Below are 20,694 nucleotides of genomic sequence, written 5' to 3' on the forward strand. Positions count from 1 at the left end.
ATGTTAGGCACTGGAAATATGATGCACATGCCCTTGCTCATCAGTTCAATTCTCACCCATGCCGTAGAGAATAACCCGGAGCAAGAAATCGTCACCGCCCTGGACAATGGCGAGCTGCATCGCTACCGCTATTTTGACTTTGCCCACCGGGTTCAGGATTTGGCCCAGGGACTGCGACAGCATGGGGTGCAAGCGGGCGAGCGCGTGGCGACATTAGCATGGAACACCTATCGTCACCTGGAAATTTACTATGCCACCTCGGGTATCGGTCTGGTCTGCCATACCGTCAACCCCCGCCTGACGCGCGAGCAAATTGCCTTCATCATCAATGATGCCCAAGACGCGGTGATGTTTTATGACGAACATTTTGAGGACCTGGTCAGCGATCTGCGCACCCAGTGTCCCAGCGTCCGACACTGGGTACGCATGGGTAGCAAGGCACAAGGTGACCTGGCCGACCAGTATGAAGATTGGCTGGGCAACGATACGACGGGCTTTGAATGGCCGGTCTTTGACGAGCACACCGCCAGCGGCCTGTGCTACACCTCCGGCACCACCGGCGACCCCAAGGGCGCGCTCTATTCCCATCGTTCCACCCTTTTGCATGCCTATGCCTCAGCGCACCCCAATGCGCTGTGCATTGCCAGCGCCGACGCTGTCATGCCGCTGGTGCCCATGTTTCACGTCAATGCCTGGGGCCTGCCCTACTCTGCGCTGATGTCCGGCGCCAAACTGGTACTGCCTGGCGCCAATCTGCAAGGTGAGCGCATTTATTCCCTGTGTGAGCGCGCCGGCGTGACGCTGTCCGCTGGTGTACCCACCATCTGGAAAACCGTGCTGGATTACGCCAACGCTCAAGGCAAGACATTTAGCACCTTGAGTCGCATTTTGATTGGCGGTTCGGCCTGCCCGCCCAATATGATTGCCAGCTGGGCTCAATACGGCATTACGGTACGCCATGCCTGGGGCATGACTGAGACCTCGCCGCTGGGCACCGTCTGCCAACTACTGCCCAAGCACCGCACCTTGCCCGAGGCGCAGAAACAGCACGTTCTAGCCTCTCAAGGCCGTGCCCTGTTCGGTGCACGCCTGAAGACCGTTGACGACCAAGGCAATACCTTGCCACGCGACGGCAAGAGCAGCGGCCACCTGCTGATCCAGGGCAACTGGATCATGGACCGCTATTACGGCAAGCCCGATCTGGCCAGCGAAAACGGCTGGTTCCGCACTGGCGACGTAGGCTCCATCGACGCCGACGGCTATGTCTACATTACCGACCGTAGCAAGGATGTGATCAAGTCCGGTGGCGAATGGATCTCTTCGATCGAGATCGAAAACATCGCCATGGAAGAACCCTTGGTTGAGCTGGCTGCCTGTATCGCCCAGGCCGACGACAAATGGGGCGAACGACCAGTCCTGTTCGTAGTGCCCCGCGAAGGCGCTGAGCTGGACGAGATCCACCTGCTCAAGCGCTACCAGGATCGCGTCACCCGCTGGTCCGTACCCGACAAAGTCATTTTCATCGACCAGATGCCCATGACAGCAACTGGAAAAATTCAAAAAATGGCGCTGCGCAAGATGCTGACCGATCAAACCGATCCCCGCTGACTTGCACCACTGCCCTCGCATTTACGTAACACAAGGAGTTTTTTATGGCCGCCCCTTTCCTGCTCACCACCGAGTTGGACAACATCGGAATTGTCACGCTGAACAAGGCGCACAAGCGCAATGCCCTGGATGAAGAGGCCATCGCTGAAATTGACGCCTACTTTTCCAATATTCCCGAGCATATCCGGGTAATTCTGATGAAGGCCGAAGGCGATCACTTTTGCGCAGGCCTGGACCTGAAAGAGCACCACGATAAAGAACGGAGCGCGGTGGACTTTCTGCGTGTCTGCCAAAGCTGGCACCGGGCCTTTGACAAGATTGAGCACGGCGGCATTCCCGTCATTGCCTGCCTGCAAGGCGCAGTGGTCGGAGGTGGGCTGGAACTGGCCAGTGCCGCGCACATCCGCGTTGCCGACAGCAGTACCTTTTTTGCCCTGCCCGAGGGTACACGCGGCATCTTTACTGGCGGCGGTGCCACCGTGCGAACGGCAAAAATCATCTCTCCGAACCGCATGATCGAACTGATGCTGACAGGTCGTGTGCTCGATGCCGTGGAAGGAGAGCGTCTGGGGCTGGCGCATTACGTGTGCAACAACGAAGCCAATCCCAAAACAGCCTATGAGCTGAGCCTGGAACTGGCCCAGCGCATTGCGGGCAATGCCCTCTTATCGAACTACGCCATCGTCAGTTCGATCAGCCGCATTGCCGATATGTCTGCCACCGATGGTCTCTTTGCCGAGGGCTTGATGGCAGCGGTCGTACAGACCGGGCGGGACGTACAAGAGCGCCTGGGCGAGTTCGTTAACAAGAAAGCTCATAAAGTGAAGCCGAGCAAATAACATCGGCCAGGCGGACATGGGCAGTAATCACAACAATACGGAGACAAAACCATGCTGTCGCATCAAGAGTTAAGCCGGGCACTGTCCGGACTACAGGAATATGAACAACTCAAGTCGCAGCGTCGGCGTCTGGCATTTGCCTGCGCCGGCATCTGCCTGGGACTGACGGGCCTGTTTATTGTAATGGCCATTTTCTGGCCGACTGTGTTGACCCATGACCTGGGCGGTGGAGGAGCCGTCAACGCAGGCATGGTGTACGGAATAGGACTGATTTTTGTGTCCTGGTTATTGACTGGCGTGTATATCCACATCGCCAACACCCGCTTTGACCCCTTGTGCGAGCGCGTACTGGCCAAGGTGAACCCATGAATACTCAAGCCATTTTGATCTTTGGGGCCTTTGTCGTGGTGACCTTGGGCATCACGTACTGGGCATCGTCGCGCACGCGCTCCAGCTCGGACTTTTACACGGCGGGCGGAGGCATTACCGGCACACAAAACGGTCTGGCCATTGTGGGTGACTATATGTCCGCAGCGACCCTGCTGGGCATTTCGTCCCTGGCGTTTACCAACGGCTTTGACTCCTTGCTGTACGCCGTCTGCGCCTTTATGGGCTGGCCGATCATCATGTTTTTGATTGCCGAGCGTTTGCGCAATCTGGGCCGCTACACCCTGAGCGATATTGTCTCGTACCGTCTGGATGAACGCAGCACCCGCATCTTTACCGCCATCAGCTCGCTGACCGTCGTGCTGTTTTACCTGATCGTCCAAATGGTCGGTGCCGGGCAACTGGTACAACTGCTTTTTGGTATTGATTACACCTATGCCGTGGTAGCGGTGGGTCTGCTGATGATGGTGTATGTGGTCGTTGGCGGCATGGTGGCTACCACCTGGGTACAAATCATCAAGGCCATCCTGATGATGGGTAATGGCTTTCTGATGGCGGCCCTGGCCCTGTATTATTTCAACTTCGACTTTTCCGCTCTGGTCAGCGCTGCGGCCGACCATCACCAGGCTGGTACTGCCATGAAAGGCCCCTGGAAACTCATGGCCGATCCCTTCTCCGGCCTGTCGCTGGCCGTCTCGCTGGTGTTTGGCATTGCCGGTCTGCCGCACATCATGATGCGCTTTTTCACCGTGCCCGATGCGCGAGCCGCTCGCAAATCCGTCTTTGTGGCGACTGGCCTGATGGGTGTGTTCTTTGTGGTGATCTGTTTTCTGGGCCTGGCTGCCATGGCCATCCTGCCGAATCACCCCGAATTCTACTTGGACGGCAAGGTGGGCGGCATGGTGCTGGGCGGCTCGAACATGCCTATCATGCATCTGGCTACGGCCCTGGGCGGCAACCTCCTGTTCGGTTTGCTGGCCGCGGTCTCCTTTGCCACGATTCTGGCCGTGGTCAGTGGCTTGACCCTGGCCGGTGCCTCGGCCATTGCGCATGACTTGTACGCCAAGGTGATCCGTCGTGACGAGGTCACCCCCTCCCAGGCCATGCGCGTCAATCGTCTGGCTTCCATTGGCATTGGCCTTGTCGCCATTTTCCTGGGACTGTTGTTCCGTGATCAGAATGTCGCCTTCCTGGTTGCCCTGGCTTTCAGTATCGCGGCCTCGGCCAATTTCCCGGTCTTGCTGATGTCCATGTACTGGCGCGGGGTGACGACTCGCGGCGTCATTTATGGCGGTTTAAGCGGCCTGCTTGTGGCCCTGGGGCTGGTGATTCTCTCGCCCGCCGTCTGGGTGCGCATTCTAGGCTTTTCCGAAGCCGTATTTCCTTACGACTTCCCCACCCTGATTTCCATGCCTTTGGCATTTTTCATGATCTACCTGGTATCGAAGCTGGACAGCAGCCGCCGCGCCAGCCAGGACCGCGCCGGGTTTGACGCCCAGCAGGTCCGGGCTGAAACCGCCGTCGGCATTGCCGCCGTGTCTCACTAGATAACTGGTACTCTGGCGGCAAGTCACCTGACGAACTTGCCGCCCCTTGTTTCCATTCATCCCAGCAGGAGCATCACCATGACAGAGTTAAACACCCCCGAAATTGCTCACTACATCGGAGGTGGCCAGCACGCTGGCGCCGGCACACGCACTCAAGCGGTATACAACCCGGCTACCGGCCAGGTCAGCGCCAAGGTCAAACTGGGTAACCAGCAGGATATCGACAACGCCGTGGCCAGTGCCCAGGCCGCTTTCCCAGCCTGGGCCGACACGCCGCCGCTGCGCCGCGCCCGTGTGTTGTTCAATTTTTTGGCCTTGCTCAATGAGAACAAGGAAAAACTGGCTGCCATGATCACTGCTGAGCACGGCAAGGTCTTATCCGATGCTATGGGCGAGGTCACCCGAGGCATTGAGATTGTGGAATTTGCTTGCGGTATCCCCCAACTGCTCAAAGGTGATTTCACCGAACAGGTCAGCACCAATATCGATAACTGGACCCTGCGCCAGCCTCTGGGAGTCGTGGCGGGCATCACTCCCTTCAACTTTCCCGTCATGGTTCCCATGTGGATGTTTCCTGTCGCTATCGCGGCCGGTAACACGTTCGTACTCAAACCCAGTCCCATTGACCCCAGCCCCAGCCTGTTCATCGCCGAGCTGCTCAAGCAAGCCGGCCTGCCCGACGGCGTATTCAACGTGGTGCAGGGTGATAAAGACGCGGTTGAGGCCCTGGTCAATCACCCGGATGTTCAGGCGGTATCCTTTGTAGGTTCCACCCCGATTGCCAATCGCATTTATGAAATGGGCGCAACGGGCGGAAAACGTGTTCAGGCGCTGGGCGGCGCCAAGAACCACCTGGTCGTCATGCCTGACGCCGATATCGACCTGACCGTGGACGCCCTGATCGGCGCCGCCTACGGCTCGGCTGGCGAGCGTTGCATGGCCATCTCGGTGGCCGTGCTGGTGGGTGACTCTGCCGAACGCATCCTGCCCAAGCTGGAAGAACGTACTCGCAGTCTGAAGATTCTGAACGGCACCAATGCTGCCGCCGAAATGGGCCCCATCGTGACCCCTCAAGCGCGCGAACGCATCCGTGGCTGCATCGACAAAGGGGTACAAGAAGGCGCCAAGCTGCTGGTGGATGGCCGTAACTTTGACGGCGCCAAAGCGGGTGAAGGATGCGAGGACGGTTTCTGGATGGGCGGCACCCTGTTCGATCACGTCACCCCCGACATGAGCGTGTATCAGGACGAGATCTTTGGCCCTGTTCTGTGCTGCGTACGCGTACCGGATCTGGCCAGCGCCATTGAGCTGATCAACAAGCACCAGTTCGGCAACGGTGTGGCTTGCTTTACCAGCGACGGTAACGTGGCCCGTGAATTTGGCCGCCGCATCCATGTGGGCATGGTTGGTATCAACGTCCCTATTCCTGTCCCTATGGCCTGGCACGGCTTTGGTGGCTGGAAGAAGAGCCTGTTTGGCGATATGCACGCCTACGGTGAAGAAGGCGTGCGCTTTTACACCCGCCAGAAATCCATCATGCAGCGCTGGCCAGAAAGCATCTCCAAGGGAGCGGAATTTGCCATGCCTACGTCCAAGTAAAGGTGGATTTGCCGGGCTGACTCTTCGCCTCCTGGCGGCGATTCGGCCTGGCATATCGCTCTAAGCCTGCTCACCCAGCAGACTTAAAAAGCACTTTTATCAAAGACAAAAAAACCGGGGCTCTGATTCAGAGCCCCGGTTTTTCTATTCATGTGTATTTAGCGCTGACGCCTGCTCCACTTAGTACATACCGTGGAAAACCGCATCATCAGGACCGACGTGGGAGGGAGGATTCCAGGTCACATCCCGCATCGAGTGCTGCACCAGCGTTTCCACACCCAACAAAACGGCAAAGATAGCCATGCGGACAGGAATCCCATTGTCAGCCTGGCGGAAAATAGCCAGACGAGGGTCGTGGTTCAGATCCACGCTCAAATCATGGGCCCCTTCGCGGCTATCGCGTGGCAGCGGGTGCATCACAATCACATCCGGGCCGCAGCAGCGATCAATAATCGCCTTGTTAACTTGAAAGTCGGCCGTAAAGCTGCCGTCCTGCCCTTCCTCAAACCGCTCTTTTTGTACACGCGTGGCGTAAATCACGTCCACACCGGGCAAGCCTTTTTCCAAGGAACTGGTCTGCTCGATCACATGCTTACCTTGCTTGGCCACCTGCTCGACAATATGTTCGGGCATCTCCAGGCCAGGAGGCGCAATCAATGTAAATTTCAGGCCGCGGTACATGCCCAGCAGCTTGATGAGCGAATGCACGGTACGGCCATATTTCAAGTCACCCACCAGGGCGATATGTGCGCCGTCCAACAATTTGCCCAGACGGGAGAACTCCGTGCTGATGGTATACAAATCCAGCAAGGCCTGGCTGGGGTGTTCACCCGCCCCGTCACCACCATTCACCACCGGGATGTTGGTAGCGCGCGCAAATTCAGCAACCGAACCCTGTTCGGGATGACGAATCACCATGGCGTCCACGTAACCGCTCATGACGCGGCTGGTGTCGTAAATGGATTCGCCTTTGGCCATGGAGGAAAAGGTGAAGCCGGTCGTGTCACACACCGAACCACCGAGGCGGCAAAAGGCCGAGCCGAAGCTGACGCGGGTACGAGTCGAGGCTTCAAAAAACAGGTTACCCAGCACAGCGCCTTCCAGCACGCGCGATACTTTCTGACGGCGGGCGATAGGCTGCATGATGTCGGCCAGACTGCACAGCTCTTCCACGGTTTCACGGGTGAACTGGTCTACAGACAAGAGCTGATGTTTGCCACCGGTGGCAATGCGATCACGCAAGGGGCCCGACTGTGCGCTTTGCGCATACTTGCTCAGCAACGCTTCATTTTCCACGATTTCCGTGACAAAGCGCTGCACCACTTCGGGCATGGCCCGGGACTCCAAGGAGCCTTCCGGCAGCAGCCAGGTATCAAGAGCACGACGCTTCACCCCAATACGTGCCGCAAAAACGTCACGAGTCAGGTTCAGGCGACGCATTGCATCACGCAAAAAAACTTGTTGGGAGACGGCCATATCAGCTCTCGCTTATGAAATATACGCAATGCGCATATTTTAAAACCGCAAAGCTGAAAAAAGCGAGGAGGAATTGTGGCTATTGCAGAAAATACAACGCCGATCTACGCAGCAGATGGCAGGACACGACATGCGAAAGCCCAGCCCGCTGGCATGGCATCGTTCAAGGATGCTGCCGGATCACTATTGGGTACACTAAAAACCGGTCCGCTTTACTGGCCTGTCAGCCATTCACTATGTTGATAGGCAAAGTCGGCCAAACCCAAGGTGCCCCAGACGCCAATCACAAACAGCGCCAAGCTCAGGGCCAGAAAGAAGGCAGAACAGAATCCGGGTATCCAGGCCCAACGGCGCCCTGTCCTGGAACTGTGCCAGACCAAGGTCCACTGGCTCCAGCACAAGGCCAGAAACGCTGACACCACCCCCATTAAAAAGACAAACAAGGGCAGGCGTAAAAGGGCGGGAACAAAAACTGATGAGATCGCCCCCGTGCCCATCAACATGATGAACACAAGCGCCGCCCCGTGCAGGGCGATCAGAACCCGGAAAGAAAGAATGTAGAAAGCAAGACTGCCTGGTGGGTTCACCATACCGACTTTCCTGTCAGGAACAAGAGCAGCGGGCTGGCGCCCACCGCGTTTTTCAAACAGCCGGACTTGGGTGAACCCAGGGCCAGAGCAGCATTCAAATCAAACAATCGCGCTTACTTCTTGCCGTTGTTTTGGGTCGCCTGCGGGCCGGCTATGGCGCGAGCCGCCGCCAGCGCATTGGCTTCCGTGCCTACCATGAAAATCAGGCGGCCGTCTTTAACGGGCGAACCATACGCAGGTGCCGCCAACATGGTGTCACCCACGACCAAAGCCAGACGCTTTTTGGGGAACTGGGTCGTCACTTGCAGCAAACGCTGAGCCGCTTCAGGCGTCAGATCCAGCGCCAGCAAACCCTCTTTGCTGTCGTTGGTGCCGGCCTGCACGCCCACCAAATCCTCACGCACCACAACGGCGCGTGGATTCACGAACAGCACACCATTGGGCTGCACATCGACGCGAGCCCAACCTGCTTGTTCCTGTGTATCAGCCAAAAAGATCTGCACAGGCGCTGCCTGTTGCTCGGCCCCGGCCTGAGCGGGTGCTTGTTGCGCTGACGTAGAGGGAGCCTGCGTTGCCGCGCTGGACGTACCGGCAGCGTCACTCGGCTTTTCTTGTACGGTTTGACAAGCAGCCAAGGCGAGCAGACCAACGGGCGCCAAAATTCGAGCCAGTGTGCGTAAAGTCATCATAGTGAAGTTCCCCCCTCTCTTTACGAAGTATCAATAAGGATAGCAGTGTATCAGTCATGCAAAAGAGCAAGCGGTTAATCTTTGTTAAAGCTTGTCATTTGTGCACCTCTAATTTGTACACTGACTTGGTCCATCAACCGACCTTGTTCGGTTTTCAGTTCAATGCGCAGCGTACCGGGTACCAGGGGAATACGCACTTGGGCCCCACCGCCCGCTTTCACGCCCTGGACCCACCATTCCAACGCTTCGTTGATTTGCCCCTGCGCCAGCAAGCGCAGTTGCTGGTTTTGCGGCGGAATATCCGGGTCCAAGGCCAAGATCGTACCGTTGACGGGCTCCTGGATACGGGCCGGACCGGCATAGGCCAGATTTGCATCGTTCAACTGAATACGATCGGTCTGCGTGCCCTCTACAAAAAACTCTTCACGACTGGGCTCCAAAGCCGGCACAAACACGATTTGTCGAAGCTGCACCTGCTCTGGCCGGACCGTTTGACGACCGGGTCTGTACTGGTTCAGGACAGAGATGACCTCGTGCCAGATCGGTGCGGCCCCACTGACGCCGGATACATCTTGCATACTTTGTCCTGCACTGTTGCCAACCCAGACGCCCACTGTGTAGTGCTCCGTCCAGCCCAGAGCCCAGTTATCACGCATATCTTTACTGGTTCCGGTCTTGACCGCGCTCCAGAACGGGGTACTCAAGGCACTGTCCAAGCCGAAGGTCAGCACACGGGCCTGACGGTCAGACAACATATCACCCACAATCCAACTGGCTCCAGGGTCCATGACGGGACGAAACGCGGCCATGGACTGATCCATACGCACGTTTACCGCCTGAGCCTGGCCCAGATTAGCCAGAGCACGGTACGCGTTGGTCAGCTCCAGCAAGGTGACATCAGCACTGCCCAGGGCCAGGCTGTAACCATAAAAATCACCGTCCTGCCGCAAATTAAGCCCCAGTTCGCGCAAACGCTCCACCAGACTGGCCGGCCCCAGCAAGGTCAGAACGCGTACGGCAGGGATATTCAGGGACGAAGCCAAAGCATTGCGCGCACTAACCCAGCCAATAAACTGCTTATCGTAGTTTTGTGGAATATACAGACCATTGCCGGTTGGCAGATTCAAGGGTGAGTCCTGCAGCAAGGAAGCGGCCGTCAGCAGACGTTTCTCGATGGCCAGCTCATATAGGAAAGGTTTGAGCGTGGAACCGGCCTGACGCAAAGACCGGGCATGATCGACCTGCGCGGCTTCGGACAGGTCGCCGCTGGAGCCCACATAGGCCAGCACCTGCCCCTGATGATTATCCAGCACCACTACGGCCGCATCCTGCACACGGGCGGTGCGCAGATCCAGCAGATGTCGTCGCACACTGGCTTGAACCTGCCGTTGAAGACGCGAATCCAGGGTAGTGTGCAAGCGATCCCCTGCTTCGGTCTGTGGACTTTGCTCCAGAACCCAGCGGGCGAAATGCGGCGCCAGTTGCGTCTGCCCCAGTGGTGCCTGCCCGGCTCGACGCAAGGCCACAGGCACCAGATGACTTAATGCTTGGCACTGCTGGGCGCGTCCCATTGCCTGCAAGGTCAAGCAGGCCCGACGCTCGACCGTCAAGGCCGAGGCATTGGGGCCTCGCAGCAAAACGGCAGCAATCGCTGACTCGCGTGCATCCAGCGCAGCGGCCTGCTTTTGAAACAGGGTGCGTGCCATCGCATCCACCCCGACAAGCTCGCCCCGAAAGGCTACCTGATTGAGGTAAGCCTCCAGAATTTGCGGTTTGGTCCAGGTATCTTCCAATGATTGAGCGGCAACTACCTGATCCAGTTTTTGCCACACCGAACGCCCGCCCCGTCCGCCAAGCAGCGTATGATCCAACAGCCCGGCCAACTGCATGGTAATGGTGGACGCGCCTCGGCTCCGTCCCGCAAACACACCGTCCCAGGCCGCAGAACCCACTGAAAGCCAGTCCACCCCGCCATGCGATTCAAAACGGCGATCTTCGGACATCAAGACCGCCAATTGCAAAGCCGGGGAAATCTGCTCCAGCGCCACCCAGTCGCCGCGCCGTTGATGAAAGTCCAGTCGCACCCGCTGGATGAGCTGGCCCTGGCGATCCAGGACCTGCACATCAGACGATCGGAAGGACTGACGAACGTCTTCATAGCTGGGTGTGGCCTGTCCGGAGCTGGCCCATAGGGCCAGTCCCGACAACAGCAACCCTGCTTTAATGGCTTGGCGCATCCACAACGTCCAAAACGTGCTCATTAGGCCAGAGAGCAAAAACATCGGGCTCGTACAAAGCCTCGGCCCGCGTGGCCGGCAATACAAACTGGCCCACCGTGTTCAGGCGCAGTGTGTAACTGACTTCCGTCGTGCCTTCCTCAAAACGCTCGTAATACGCCCGGTAACCATCGAAGCGGCGCTCGATAAAGCTGGGCCATTGACCGGACTGCGTCTGACCAGCCGTGGCCATGGCCGAATCCCGACCCAGTCCACTGCCCAGAATGGTCGCGCCGGCAGGAACCGGGTCAGACACGACCACCCAACTGGCCTGGCCTTGCGCCTTGACCTTGATCGTCACCCGCATGATGTCGCCACGGCTCCACACGCCTGGTTTGGCCTGCTCCACAGCCTGAACCTGACGCTCTATGCTCAAACCGGCCGCCACAGGCTTGGTCACCGGCACAGCGGCCAGAGAGCGAACGTCAATCCAGGCCTTGCCCTCACCTAGTTGCTCAACGCTCAAGTTGTCTGCCTGCTCGCCACGCCAAGGCACATCCATTTTGGTGGAGCGTGCGCCCTGGCCGTCGGGTGTCAGCATATCCCAGTCCACCACCTGGGCCGTTTCGGAGCCCAGAATCACCATGGACTGTCCTGTCGGGGCCTGCTCGTGATGACGGCTGAATTGCTCGATGGCCAGGCTGCCCAAGAGGTTCTCCGTCGTCATGCGCCAGGCACCACGCTGTTGCTCGGCCAACAGACCTTGGGCCAGACGAGGCATGTCCTCAGTCCAGTCAGGCATCTCATTGACCAAGAGCATCAGGCGAGCCTGATTGGTCACCCGGCTGGTCATGGCCCAGGGACTGCCATTGAGTGCATCGTCGCCAAACACCAGACGGGTTCCGCGGCTGATCAGACGTGCCTGAATCAGCCCCAGTGCTTCTTTACGGCTTTGCACAGCTTGCTTGATCCCGGGCAGGCGCTGGGTCAGATCCACCCATGCCAGCAGAATATCGGTCGGCCAGCTTTGCAAATTCAACTCGACCGAATCGAGCATTGTGACGCGCGCACGGCCGTACTTCGCCAATACGGCAACCGCACGAATGACTTCGATATCCCGCTCCTGGCGAGAAACGGTCTGCATGGACGGGATTCGGCCATTGACCACGTTCTCCAGTCCTTGCAGCATCTCGTTGCGAAAGCCGTCAGGAATGGGATAGTCCAGCCCCATGGACTGAGCCATGTAGCTGATATCCAGAATGTAGCTGGTCAGTACACGGCTACCCCAACCGTAATTGCTGGGGAAATAACGCAGCAAGCCATCCTGGTCTAGATAGGAAGGCAGACGCTGCATCAGACCAGCCCATGCGCCTTCAGCACGCAAGCCCATGAAGCGGGAGGCTTGCTGTTCAAAGCAGGTATAAGGATAGCGTTCAAACCAGGCCCGCACCCCTTCCATTCCGCCCCCCAAGGAGGAACGGAACAACATTTGCAGGCCGCCCTGCACCCCGCCCTGCTCATTTTTCAGGGCGCCGGCCGGCACTTGCACCGACATGTTCAATGGCTGCTCCATGGACACGGACACCAGCGTTCCTTGCTGAACCGTTACCGGCGTGGCCGTAAAGACTTCCTGCTTGATGGAGAGGCTGTCCTTGGCAGGTTTGCTCTTGCCCGCCGCCTGCAGCACTTCCTGCGCATCCAGTGTCCATTCCAACTGATGCGAATCAGCCGAGCCACTGGAGGCTGGGACCGTTATGGGCCAGGAGACCACTTTGGCCGAACCGGAAGCCAGTTCAACGGTTTGCTCAGGCAAGGCGGCTGATGGCAAGCCCTTGCCACGGTACTGTGCCTGCACGTTGACCGTCATGGCACGCGGGCTGCTGTTTCGCAGCGTAAGCTGAGCCTGGTACTGATCGCCTTCGCGAGCAATCGCGGGCAAACCAGGAATGATCTGCAGATCCTGCGTGGTGACGATCTGGGCGGAGCCACTGCCAAAACGCTCACCAGCCAAATCGGCAACGGCCACGATGCGGTACTGGGTCAAGGAGTCTTTGAGGGGGACCGTCACGGTCGCGCGTCCTTGAGCATCCAGCTCCACATTGCCCTTCCATAGCAACAAGGTGTCGAGCAACTCGCGGGTGGGGCTCTTGCCGCCGCCACCGCCTGCTGCCACCGCCTTGCGGCCATAATGTCGACGTCCCACAATCTCGGACTGTGCTGTAGCGGTCTGCACGTTGTAACCCCGCAAAGCACGCATGGCCGTGAGCAGGTCCCAACTCGTGTTAGGGCTCAGTTCCAGCAAGGCCTGATCCACGGCCGCCAGGGCCACGGAAGCACCGGCTGCGGGTGAACCATCCGGTTTGAGAACCTGAATATCCACCTGGGCCTGCTCACGGATGGCGTACTGATTGCGATCCGTGCTGACTTTCACATCCAGCGCATCTTGCTGGCTACTCACTTCGATACCGGCCAGACCAAAGCGATAGCTGGGCTTGGACAAATCTACCGTGGTAGTCGGGGCCACAAACTCGCCCCCCCCTTCCGAGTAGGCCTTGTACCAGGTCAGAGGCTGGCTCCAGCCCCAGCTGAAAAAGGAGTACCAGGGAACATCACGCAGACGCCCCCGCAGCACCAGCACGGAAACGTAGACATTCGGCCCCCATTCGGGTTTGATCTCCACGCTGACGGTCGGATTGTCGCCTTCGAGCTGGACAACCTGGGCCTGCAACACACCCTCGCGCTCCACCGACACCAGGGCGGTGGCCTCACGGAATGGCATTCGCACCTGGAACTGCGCCTTTTCGCCCGGCGCCCAGGTCTTTTTCGCAGGAATGACATCTATCCGGTCATCATTCTGACCACCAAACCACAACGAGCCCGAACCGCTGACCCAGACCGTGCTGGCGGCCACCGACTCACGGCCCTTGTCATCACGCGCAATGGCACGCAGCTCCACCTGGCCGCCCTTCTCCAGTTTTACATCGCACTGCACCAACCCCTGTTCGTCGCTGCGTCCCTCGCAGACCGTACCCAGGTCTTGGCGCTGCTCCTGGTTGTCGTAGCTGTAAAACCCGCCCACCATACGCTTACGAATCGAGAAGCGCTGCACATTGGCGGCCTCAATACGGACTGGCACATTCTTCAAGGGCTTGCCGTCAGGGCTTAAGGCAATAGCCGAGAGCTGGGTGGATGAACCCGCCGCCAACCAAGTGCCTGCACGCAAGCCCGCCACCACATCGGCAGGCCATACCGCAATCGTCTGGGTCAGGGTTTGAATCTCGCCATTGGGATCGGAAAACGTCGCCTCCACCAAAAACTCGGAAGGCTGATCCACTACAGGCAACTGATCCAGCTTGGCACGCAACCCGCCTTGGGCATCGAGCTGGAAGCGTTGTTTGTTCAAGAAAACGCGAGCCTCTGACATCGCCGACTGATCCGCTTTTTCAGGCGGCGCAAAGCTGTAGTCACTGTAAGTGCTGAACGCGGGCGACTGACTGCGCACCACCGCCGACAGTTGTACAGGCAGGAAATCCGCCGGGCCACCAGACAGATAACGCAGCTGCAGATCAGCCTGCATCTGCTCAGGACTGATCAGATAGGGACGATCCTGACCATCACTTAACTTGATACTACCGCCCAGCACAGGCAGCTTGAATTGCTCAACACGGAAATCGCCAAAATTGAAGTACTGGTTCTCGCCTTCGGTTCGCAGTCGGTAGACACCCAGCTCCGCATCCTTGGGGATCGTCCAGTCGGTCAATGCAAATACGCTACCGGCCGCCGTTTTTTGCCATTTCAGTGGCAATTCAATCCGTTTGCCGCTGCCTTCATGTTCGACGATCATCGTCTCGGGATAACGAACTGGAGCCTTGAAGCCATCGCGTACCCGCTCACGCAGGTAATGTTTCATGTGCGCGACTTCACCGGCACGAAACAGGCTGCGATCCATCACGCTATGCGCAACCGGCTCATCGCGACCGCCCCAGTTATAGGGCACATTAAAGCGCCATGGCTCGATACCGGCGTTCCATTCGCTCAGCGCGAAACTGAACTCGTCTTTGCCCCTGGCCATGGGGTTGTCTTTATCGATGCGGGCCGTCACAAACAGGCCGGACAGGCCAGTCTCATTGCAATAATCCGGGCTGGAGACAGGATGGGGGTGATGAAAAATCCCGTCCTGCCCTGTTTCGCCCTGCACCAGCTCTTCGCCGCGGCAATTCATGACACGGATTTTGGCGCCGGGCACGACTTTGGCATCATCCAGGGTAGTGACCCAAACCAGCAGGTCATCACCACCTTGCTTGATGTGTACCCCCAGATTGGTGACCAGCACCGAACTACGCACATACATGGTGCCCGCCGACTCCAGCAAGGAGGCGCCCAAGCGCGGCGAGGCCACTTCCAGAACGTGGAAACCGGGCTCTTTCAGCGGCACGCCAATCAGTTCAAAAGGACGCTCGTTTTTCTGGTCCATGCCGGGCAAATCAAGCTTTTTAAGATCCTTGCCCTGAAGCAGAGGCTGAGCGCGCAGATCCAGATAACCGTTTTGATCGATGGGAGCGGTTACGCGAAAATCGCTGCCCATCATGCTCTTCAGCGTGTCCGCTGCCACCGACCAGGAATAGTTAAGCTGCCGCAGCCGGGAATACCAGGCCAGGACCTCCTTATCGTCCTTGACCGCCATCGCCCCCACCTGCCCGGCCGACACCAGCATCTGCTGAGTGGTCAGATTCGCTTCCACATTACGCAAGTTCAAACCAATGGCGGGTGGGTCAGCGTCATCCGAGCCATCGCGATCAGCATGGCCAAAGCGCTCGACAATCCCAAAAGGCTCCACCACAAACTTGACCAGCGGCGGATACGTCGTCGTCTTCATGCCGTTGCTCAAGACCTCGGGATTTTGCAAGGGCCGCCCGGCATCGTCCGTCAAGGAGTCTGGAACCTGGATGGTCAGCTGGGCATTTTCCGGAAAAGGCCCCTCAAATCGTACATTCTGGCCGGGACCACGGTCTTGCCAGGCCTCATCCTGGTCGGACACAGGCTCCCATACCTTGTCGCCGGCTTGTAGACGAATCTGCTGCAGGTGCTCATAGGCAACCGGTGCCGAGAACTGTACAGCCACACTGCCAACAGGCGTGCAGGGCGCCTCAGCGCGTTCGCGCAGACAAGAAAGCGAAGCCGTGAAATGTGGCCGCACTGAAAAATCGAAGGTATAGCGGTCGGTATTAGGCACGCCCTTGCGATTGGCAATCGCTGTCGTGATGCCCGGCTCGAGCACAACCGACACGCTGGCATCGGCGGGCAAAGGACGCGCGCATTGCACGGCCTGATAACGCTCATCCACCTCATCCACATAGAAGGCAGAACGAGCCAGGGCATCACGCTGCGCACCTTCAATGGCCTTTAGGCCAATGCGCTCGCCAATGCCCTCAACCCGGCAATACCCGTGCTTGACTAAAGAAGCACTATTAACGGGCGCATTGAAATTAAATAAAAATACCTGGTCTTCATCAATAATGCTGTAATACGGGCGGCTGGATTCCAAAATGGCGCCACCGGAATTGAAACGATATTGAGCCGGTCCGCTAATCGCTTCATTATTAATGCTGCGAAAGCTCTTGGACACCACGGCGGTACAAGTCAAGCCAGGTCCTGGTCGCTCATCAAACTCATAAATCCAGCGACGGGAATCCAGCCAGCGGCCCTGCCCCGCAACGGAAGGATCATCACACTGGACCTGGACAGGTGCCGGCAGTTGTGAATCGCCAAAATGAACAGCGGGCTTGGCAAAGGTAACTTTGACATCCCGTAAATCGGACGTCGCCCCTTGGGGCGAAAAACTGCTAATCGTAATGGCTTGGGCGCTACTGACGCCCAGCAAGAACATCAAGCCCAGCAAAGACTGGCGATGCATCGTTCTTCCCCTATGGATATGCTATTTTCGGCGCCAGTTTAATGGAAATCCGCTACGCTGAGCGTGTATAAACTCTTACATGCATGCTTAAAGAATGCCACCAAGTGCAACAAAAAAAAACGCCGGACTTTAAATCACGGCGCAATGGCTTTGAAGGGGCAAACATGGCATTTGAAAGTAAAAATTTCAAATGCGACCAAACACCCCCTTTTTTCCTCAAACTGGCGACATCAACTACGATAAATGCCATACGAACAGACAGCAGCACTGGAAAACCAGCCCACTAACCCCATATAGAGTGAGGCTTGTGAAGACCCAAGCGCTTCGATTTCAGGAAAGACACATGAGCACCATGACCCTGCAGGAACTGGATAAGACCCGAGAGGAATGTCGCAAACTGATCAGTCGACGCGCCCTGCTTTCAGCCGCCGCTGCCGTTGTCCCTGTTCCCGGCGTGGACGTAGGTACCGACGTGGCCATTTTAATGAAGGTCATCCCCATTATTAATGCCCGCTTTGGACTGACGGCCAGCGATGTGGACGCCCTGAGCCCCGAGCTGAAGAAGCTGGTGGTGGTCGGTGGAACAAGCATGGGCTTGGGCCTGGTGGGCCGCGTTCTGAGCACTGATCGCATCATCAATATTCTGGTGCGTCTGGGAGCAAAAAAGCTGGCCGGTAAATATGGTGCCAAATATGTCCCGCTGATAGGCAGTGCCATTTCTGCCTCTATCAGCTTTGTCGTACTGCGCAAGGTCGGCAACCAGCACATCGAGGAGTGCTATGAGATTGCCCGTCGTCTGGCATTGGAGACACAACGACGGGAAGCTGTCCATACCATCGATGCGGCTGAAGAAGGCCTGATACGCGAGCTCAAGGGCTAAGACACCGCTTGCGCGCCTTAGTCTGGAGAGCGTCCTGCTTCAGTTCGCACCCCAGACAGTTCGCCCAGCCCCGGTCCTTAGACTGCAGGGACCACACCCGGTGTTTTGCTGCGACCATTCAACATATAGTCCATCAGTTCGCGCACAGACTTCATGGCCTTGCCGAAAGGCAAGGCCTCTGAACTGCGAAAGAACAGACCCCGCTGTACATCGCCTTTCAAGGCATACGCCAATTGACGGTCAATGCAAAACTGTCCATGACGCTGCACACCGTCGCGCAAACCGCAATGAGCCAGGCAGTCAAAGCCTTCGGTGCACGGCCGTTCGCGAGCCACCGATTGCAGTTTTTTCTCTTTGTGCAAATAAGCGTCCAGCCACGGTGTACGCACGGCTCGAGCCGGCAATCCGGCCACGCTCATGAAGGTCACGATGTCCTTGGCTTCCGCATCCAGCAAAACACGCTTGAAATTCTCGTGGGCATCGCCTTCCTCGGTCACCGCAAACGCCGTCCCCATTTGCACGCCATCCGCCCCCCAATCCATAAGCTGGCGCAACTGTTCAGGACGGTGAATCCCACCGGCAGCGATCAAAGGGATGCGCTCGGACTCCAGGCCCAACTCTCGGAATAAGGCACGACATCCCTCCAGCACGCGCTGAAACGCATATTCCGGTTTATTCAGAGACTGATCATCGGCTGCGCCCAGATGGCCAGCCGCATACCGGGGATTCTCCAGAACAACGGCATCGGGCAATCGCTTGCGACGCAGCCATTTCTTTACAAGCAAGGTGACGCCGCGCACGTCGGACAGAATGGGGATGAGCGCGACCTTGGGATGGTCCTGCACCAGTTCGGGCAAGTCCAGCGGCAGACCGGCACCCACTACCACGGCATCCGCACCGCTCTCGCACGACTGGCGCACATACTCGGGATACTGCGAAACCGCCTTCATGATGTTGACGGCGATGCTGCCATTGCCGCCCGAGCGCTCTCGGGCAAGATTGATTTCACGATCCAGCGCCTGCAAATTGGCCGCATCGACCACACCTTTTTCGACTTCACCCTGAGTGCTGTCCATCAGGTCTTCGTGATGACGCCGTAAATCCACGCTGGAGATGGTTCCCAGCCCGCCCAGTGCAGCCACAGTGCCGGCCAGTCGGGACGCCGATATACCGACTCCCATGCCGCCTTGGACAATAGGCAAAAGCAGTTTTCCCTTCAGGGACATGAGACGTAAATCCGTCTTTAGCACGATGTAAATACCTTAGGTTGATGCAAGAACCTGCCGGCCACGTCGGGACCAGAAACAGGGCAATAAAAAGGTGGCCGTCTTTGACAACGGCCACGGTGTTAAATCAGGCGGGAATAGCGTGCGCCGCTTTCCTGGCTCAAGTACTTGTCAAACACCATGCTGTAGGCGCGCACAAACAAACGGCCCTTGGGCAAGACCTGAATGGACTGAGAGTCGACGGTCAGCAAGCCCGCTTGCGCATAGCTGCTGAGCTCTTGCAGCTCAGCGGAGAAGTAACTGGCAAAATCGATGCCGTAACGCGCTTCCAGACGCGCAATCGGTACGGGCATGCTGCACATCAAGTGCATGATGACTTCGGCGCGCAGGCGATCGTCCTGCTGCATCACAATCCCACGCTCGATGGGCAAACACCCCTGGTCAATTTCGGCGTAGTAATTGCGCAGGCTGCGGGCATTTTGCACATGCATCGTCCCCACTTGCCCAATGGACGAAACGCCAAAGGACACCAAATCACAGGCTGACCGCGTGGTGTAACCCTGGAAATTGCGGTGCAAGCTGCCATCCAGGCGGGCCAGATTCAACTCGTCGTTGGGCAGTGCAAAATGATCCAGACCGATATAGACATAACCCGCATCCAGCAGGCGCTGCGAGGACATCAGGAACAGTTGCAGACGCTGGTCGGCATCGGGCAACTGTTCTTCGTTAATTAAACGCTGAGCCTTAAAGCGAGTGGGAAGATGCGCATAGTTGTACAAGGCAATCCGATCCGGCCTCAGTTGCACCAGTAAATCAATGGTGGATGCAAAGCTCTCCAGGGTCTGCAAGGGCAGACCGTAAATCAGATCCGTATTGATGGACTGGAAGCCAGCGGCCCGGCCTTGCTCGATGGCACGTTCGACCATGTCGAAAGGCTGGATACGGTTAATGGCTTTTTGCACATTAGGGTCAAAGTCCTGAACCCCAAAGCTGGTACGGTTAAAGCCCAGAGCCGCCAAGTTCTGGAGTGTGTCGTCGGACAGGGTGCGTGGATCGATCTCGATGCCCAGCTCAGCATCGGCCGTGAACATGAACTGCTCCTTGAGCTTGGTCATCAGCCGGGTGAGTTGTTCATTGTCCAGGAACGTGGGCGAGCCGCCGCCCAGGTGAAGTTGCTCGGTGCGCCTGTCCTCCCCCATATACTGGGTGACCATATCGATCTCGCGCAGCAGGTAATCCAGATACTGCTCGCTCTTGCTGCGATCTTGAGTGATGATCTTGTTGCAGGCACAGAAATAGCAGAGCGACTGGCAGAACGGGATATGCACGTAAACCGACAAGGGGGGATTGCTGCTGCTTAAGGCGCGCCGCGACAGCTCATGAATGTAGGGCTGTGCGGGGAAATCCTGAAAAAAACGGTCTGCGGTAGGGTAGGAGGTATAGCGCGGTCCGGAACGATCAAAGCGCCGAATCAAGGCTTCAGAGATCTCGATATCCTGTGTGGTCGGGGCGCTGGCGTCCGATGCTTCCAAGGTTTGCGGCATAGAGGGTCCTCCTGCAAAAGACCGATTTCTTCTAGTCAAGCATTCATTGTGAGAGAAAATCGCGGGTACACGCTTGACCTGCATCAAGGCCACAAGAACTAAAAAAACGCTTTTTTTATGACTGTTGGGCTGAAATTAGCTTCATATATCGTATTATTAAGCGCTAGCCGCCTAAATTA

Annotated in this window: 13 protein-coding genes; 6 read left to right on the forward strand and 7 right to left on the reverse strand. The window is 57.6% G+C overall.

Translation table 11 applies throughout. The annotated features are described in order from the left end of the window. The 5 genes from RSQ48_RS09980 to RSQ48_RS10000 all read left to right on the forward strand — a co-directional run bounded on the left by RSQ48_RS09980 (position 1) and on the right by RSQ48_RS10000 (position 5,980). Positions 1-1,608: a long-chain-fatty-acid--CoA ligase gene (locus RSQ48_RS09980; RefSeq protein ID WP_415301740.1), complete on the forward strand. Its 1,608-nt coding sequence runs from the start codon at positions 1-3 to the stop codon at positions 1,606-1,608. Between the two features lie 44 nt (positions 1,609-1,652). Further along, entirely contained in the window at positions 1,653-2,447 is a 795-nt protein-coding gene (locus RSQ48_RS09985) for a crotonase/enoyl-CoA hydratase family protein (RefSeq protein WP_003799503.1), read from the forward strand. Between the two features lie 51 nt (positions 2,448-2,498). After that, positions 2,499-2,816, forward strand: coding sequence for a DUF485 domain-containing protein (locus tag RSQ48_RS09990; RefSeq protein ID WP_131070639.1), 318 nt, complete (start codon positions 2,499-2,501; stop codon positions 2,814-2,816). Continuing rightward, on the forward strand, positions 2,813-4,381 hold the full coding sequence (actP, locus tag RSQ48_RS09995) for a cation/acetate symporter ActP (RefSeq protein WP_415301741.1): 1,569 nt from the start codon (positions 2,813-2,815) through the stop codon (positions 4,379-4,381). The genes RSQ48_RS09990 and actP overlap by 4 nt, the downstream gene beginning before the upstream one ends. Positions 4,382-4,459: 78 nt before the next feature. Then, positions 4,460-5,980, forward strand: a complete 1,521-nt coding sequence (locus RSQ48_RS10000) for a CoA-acylating methylmalonate-semialdehyde dehydrogenase (protein ID WP_131070640.1) — start codon at positions 4,460-4,462, stop codon at positions 5,978-5,980. Positions 5,981-6,160: 180 nt separating this feature from the next. Here RSQ48_RS10000 and RSQ48_RS10005 read toward each other — a convergent pair whose 3' ends face one another. The 5 genes from RSQ48_RS10005 to RSQ48_RS10025 form a co-directional block, all read right to left on the reverse strand. Next, positions 6,161-7,456, reverse strand: a complete 1,296-nt coding sequence (locus RSQ48_RS10005; RefSeq protein WP_003799495.1) for an aspartate carbamoyltransferase — start codon at positions 7,454-7,456, stop codon at positions 6,161-6,163. Between the two features lie 212 nt (positions 7,457-7,668). After that, complete coding sequence (locus RSQ48_RS10010) at positions 7,669-8,046, reverse strand: hypothetical protein (RefSeq protein WP_240208622.1); 378 nt, start codon at positions 8,044-8,046, stop codon at positions 7,669-7,671. A 113-nt stretch (positions 8,047-8,159) separates the two neighbouring features. Continuing rightward, positions 8,160-8,735, reverse strand: a complete 576-nt coding sequence (locus RSQ48_RS10015) for a hypothetical protein (RefSeq protein ID WP_059317545.1) — start codon at positions 8,733-8,735, stop codon at positions 8,160-8,162. 74 nt (positions 8,736-8,809) lie between these two features. Beyond that, on the reverse strand, positions 8,810-10,972 hold the full coding sequence (gene pbpC / locus RSQ48_RS10020; protein WP_415301742.1) for a penicillin-binding protein 1C: 2,163 nt from the start codon (positions 10,970-10,972) through the stop codon (positions 8,810-8,812). Further along, positions 10,956-16,865, reverse strand: coding sequence for an alpha-2-macroglobulin family protein (locus tag RSQ48_RS10025; protein WP_415301743.1), 5,910 nt, complete (start codon positions 16,863-16,865; stop codon positions 10,956-10,958). The genes pbpC and RSQ48_RS10025 overlap by 17 nt, the downstream gene beginning before the upstream one ends. A gap of 343 nt (positions 16,866-17,208) precedes the next feature. Between RSQ48_RS10025 and RSQ48_RS10030 the strand changes: the two genes are divergently transcribed. Next, on the forward strand, positions 17,209-17,745 hold the full coding sequence (locus RSQ48_RS10030; protein ID WP_003799485.1) for a hypothetical protein: 537 nt from the start codon (positions 17,209-17,211) through the stop codon (positions 17,743-17,745). Positions 17,746-17,822: 77 nt separating this feature from the next. On the opposite strand, the gene RSQ48_RS10035 is transcribed toward RSQ48_RS10030, so the two are convergent. Both RSQ48_RS10035 and hemN read right to left on the reverse strand, forming a co-directional pair. Further along, complete coding sequence (locus RSQ48_RS10035) at positions 17,823-18,971, reverse strand: NAD(P)H-dependent flavin oxidoreductase (RefSeq protein ID WP_240208619.1); 1,149 nt, start codon at positions 18,969-18,971, stop codon at positions 17,823-17,825. Positions 18,972-19,093: 122 nt separating this feature from the next. After that, positions 19,094-20,515 (reverse strand): oxygen-independent coproporphyrinogen III oxidase, encoded by a 1,422-nt coding sequence (gene hemN, locus RSQ48_RS10040; RefSeq protein WP_003799480.1) that lies wholly within the window; start codon positions 20,513-20,515, stop codon positions 19,094-19,096. Positions 20,516-20,694 lie beyond the last annotated feature (179 nt).

The sequence above is a fragment of the Alcaligenes sp. SJTW-7 genome (assembly GCF_047716895.1).
Lineage (GTDB): Bacteria > Pseudomonadota > Gammaproteobacteria > Burkholderiales > Burkholderiaceae_B > Alcaligenes > Alcaligenes ammonioxydans.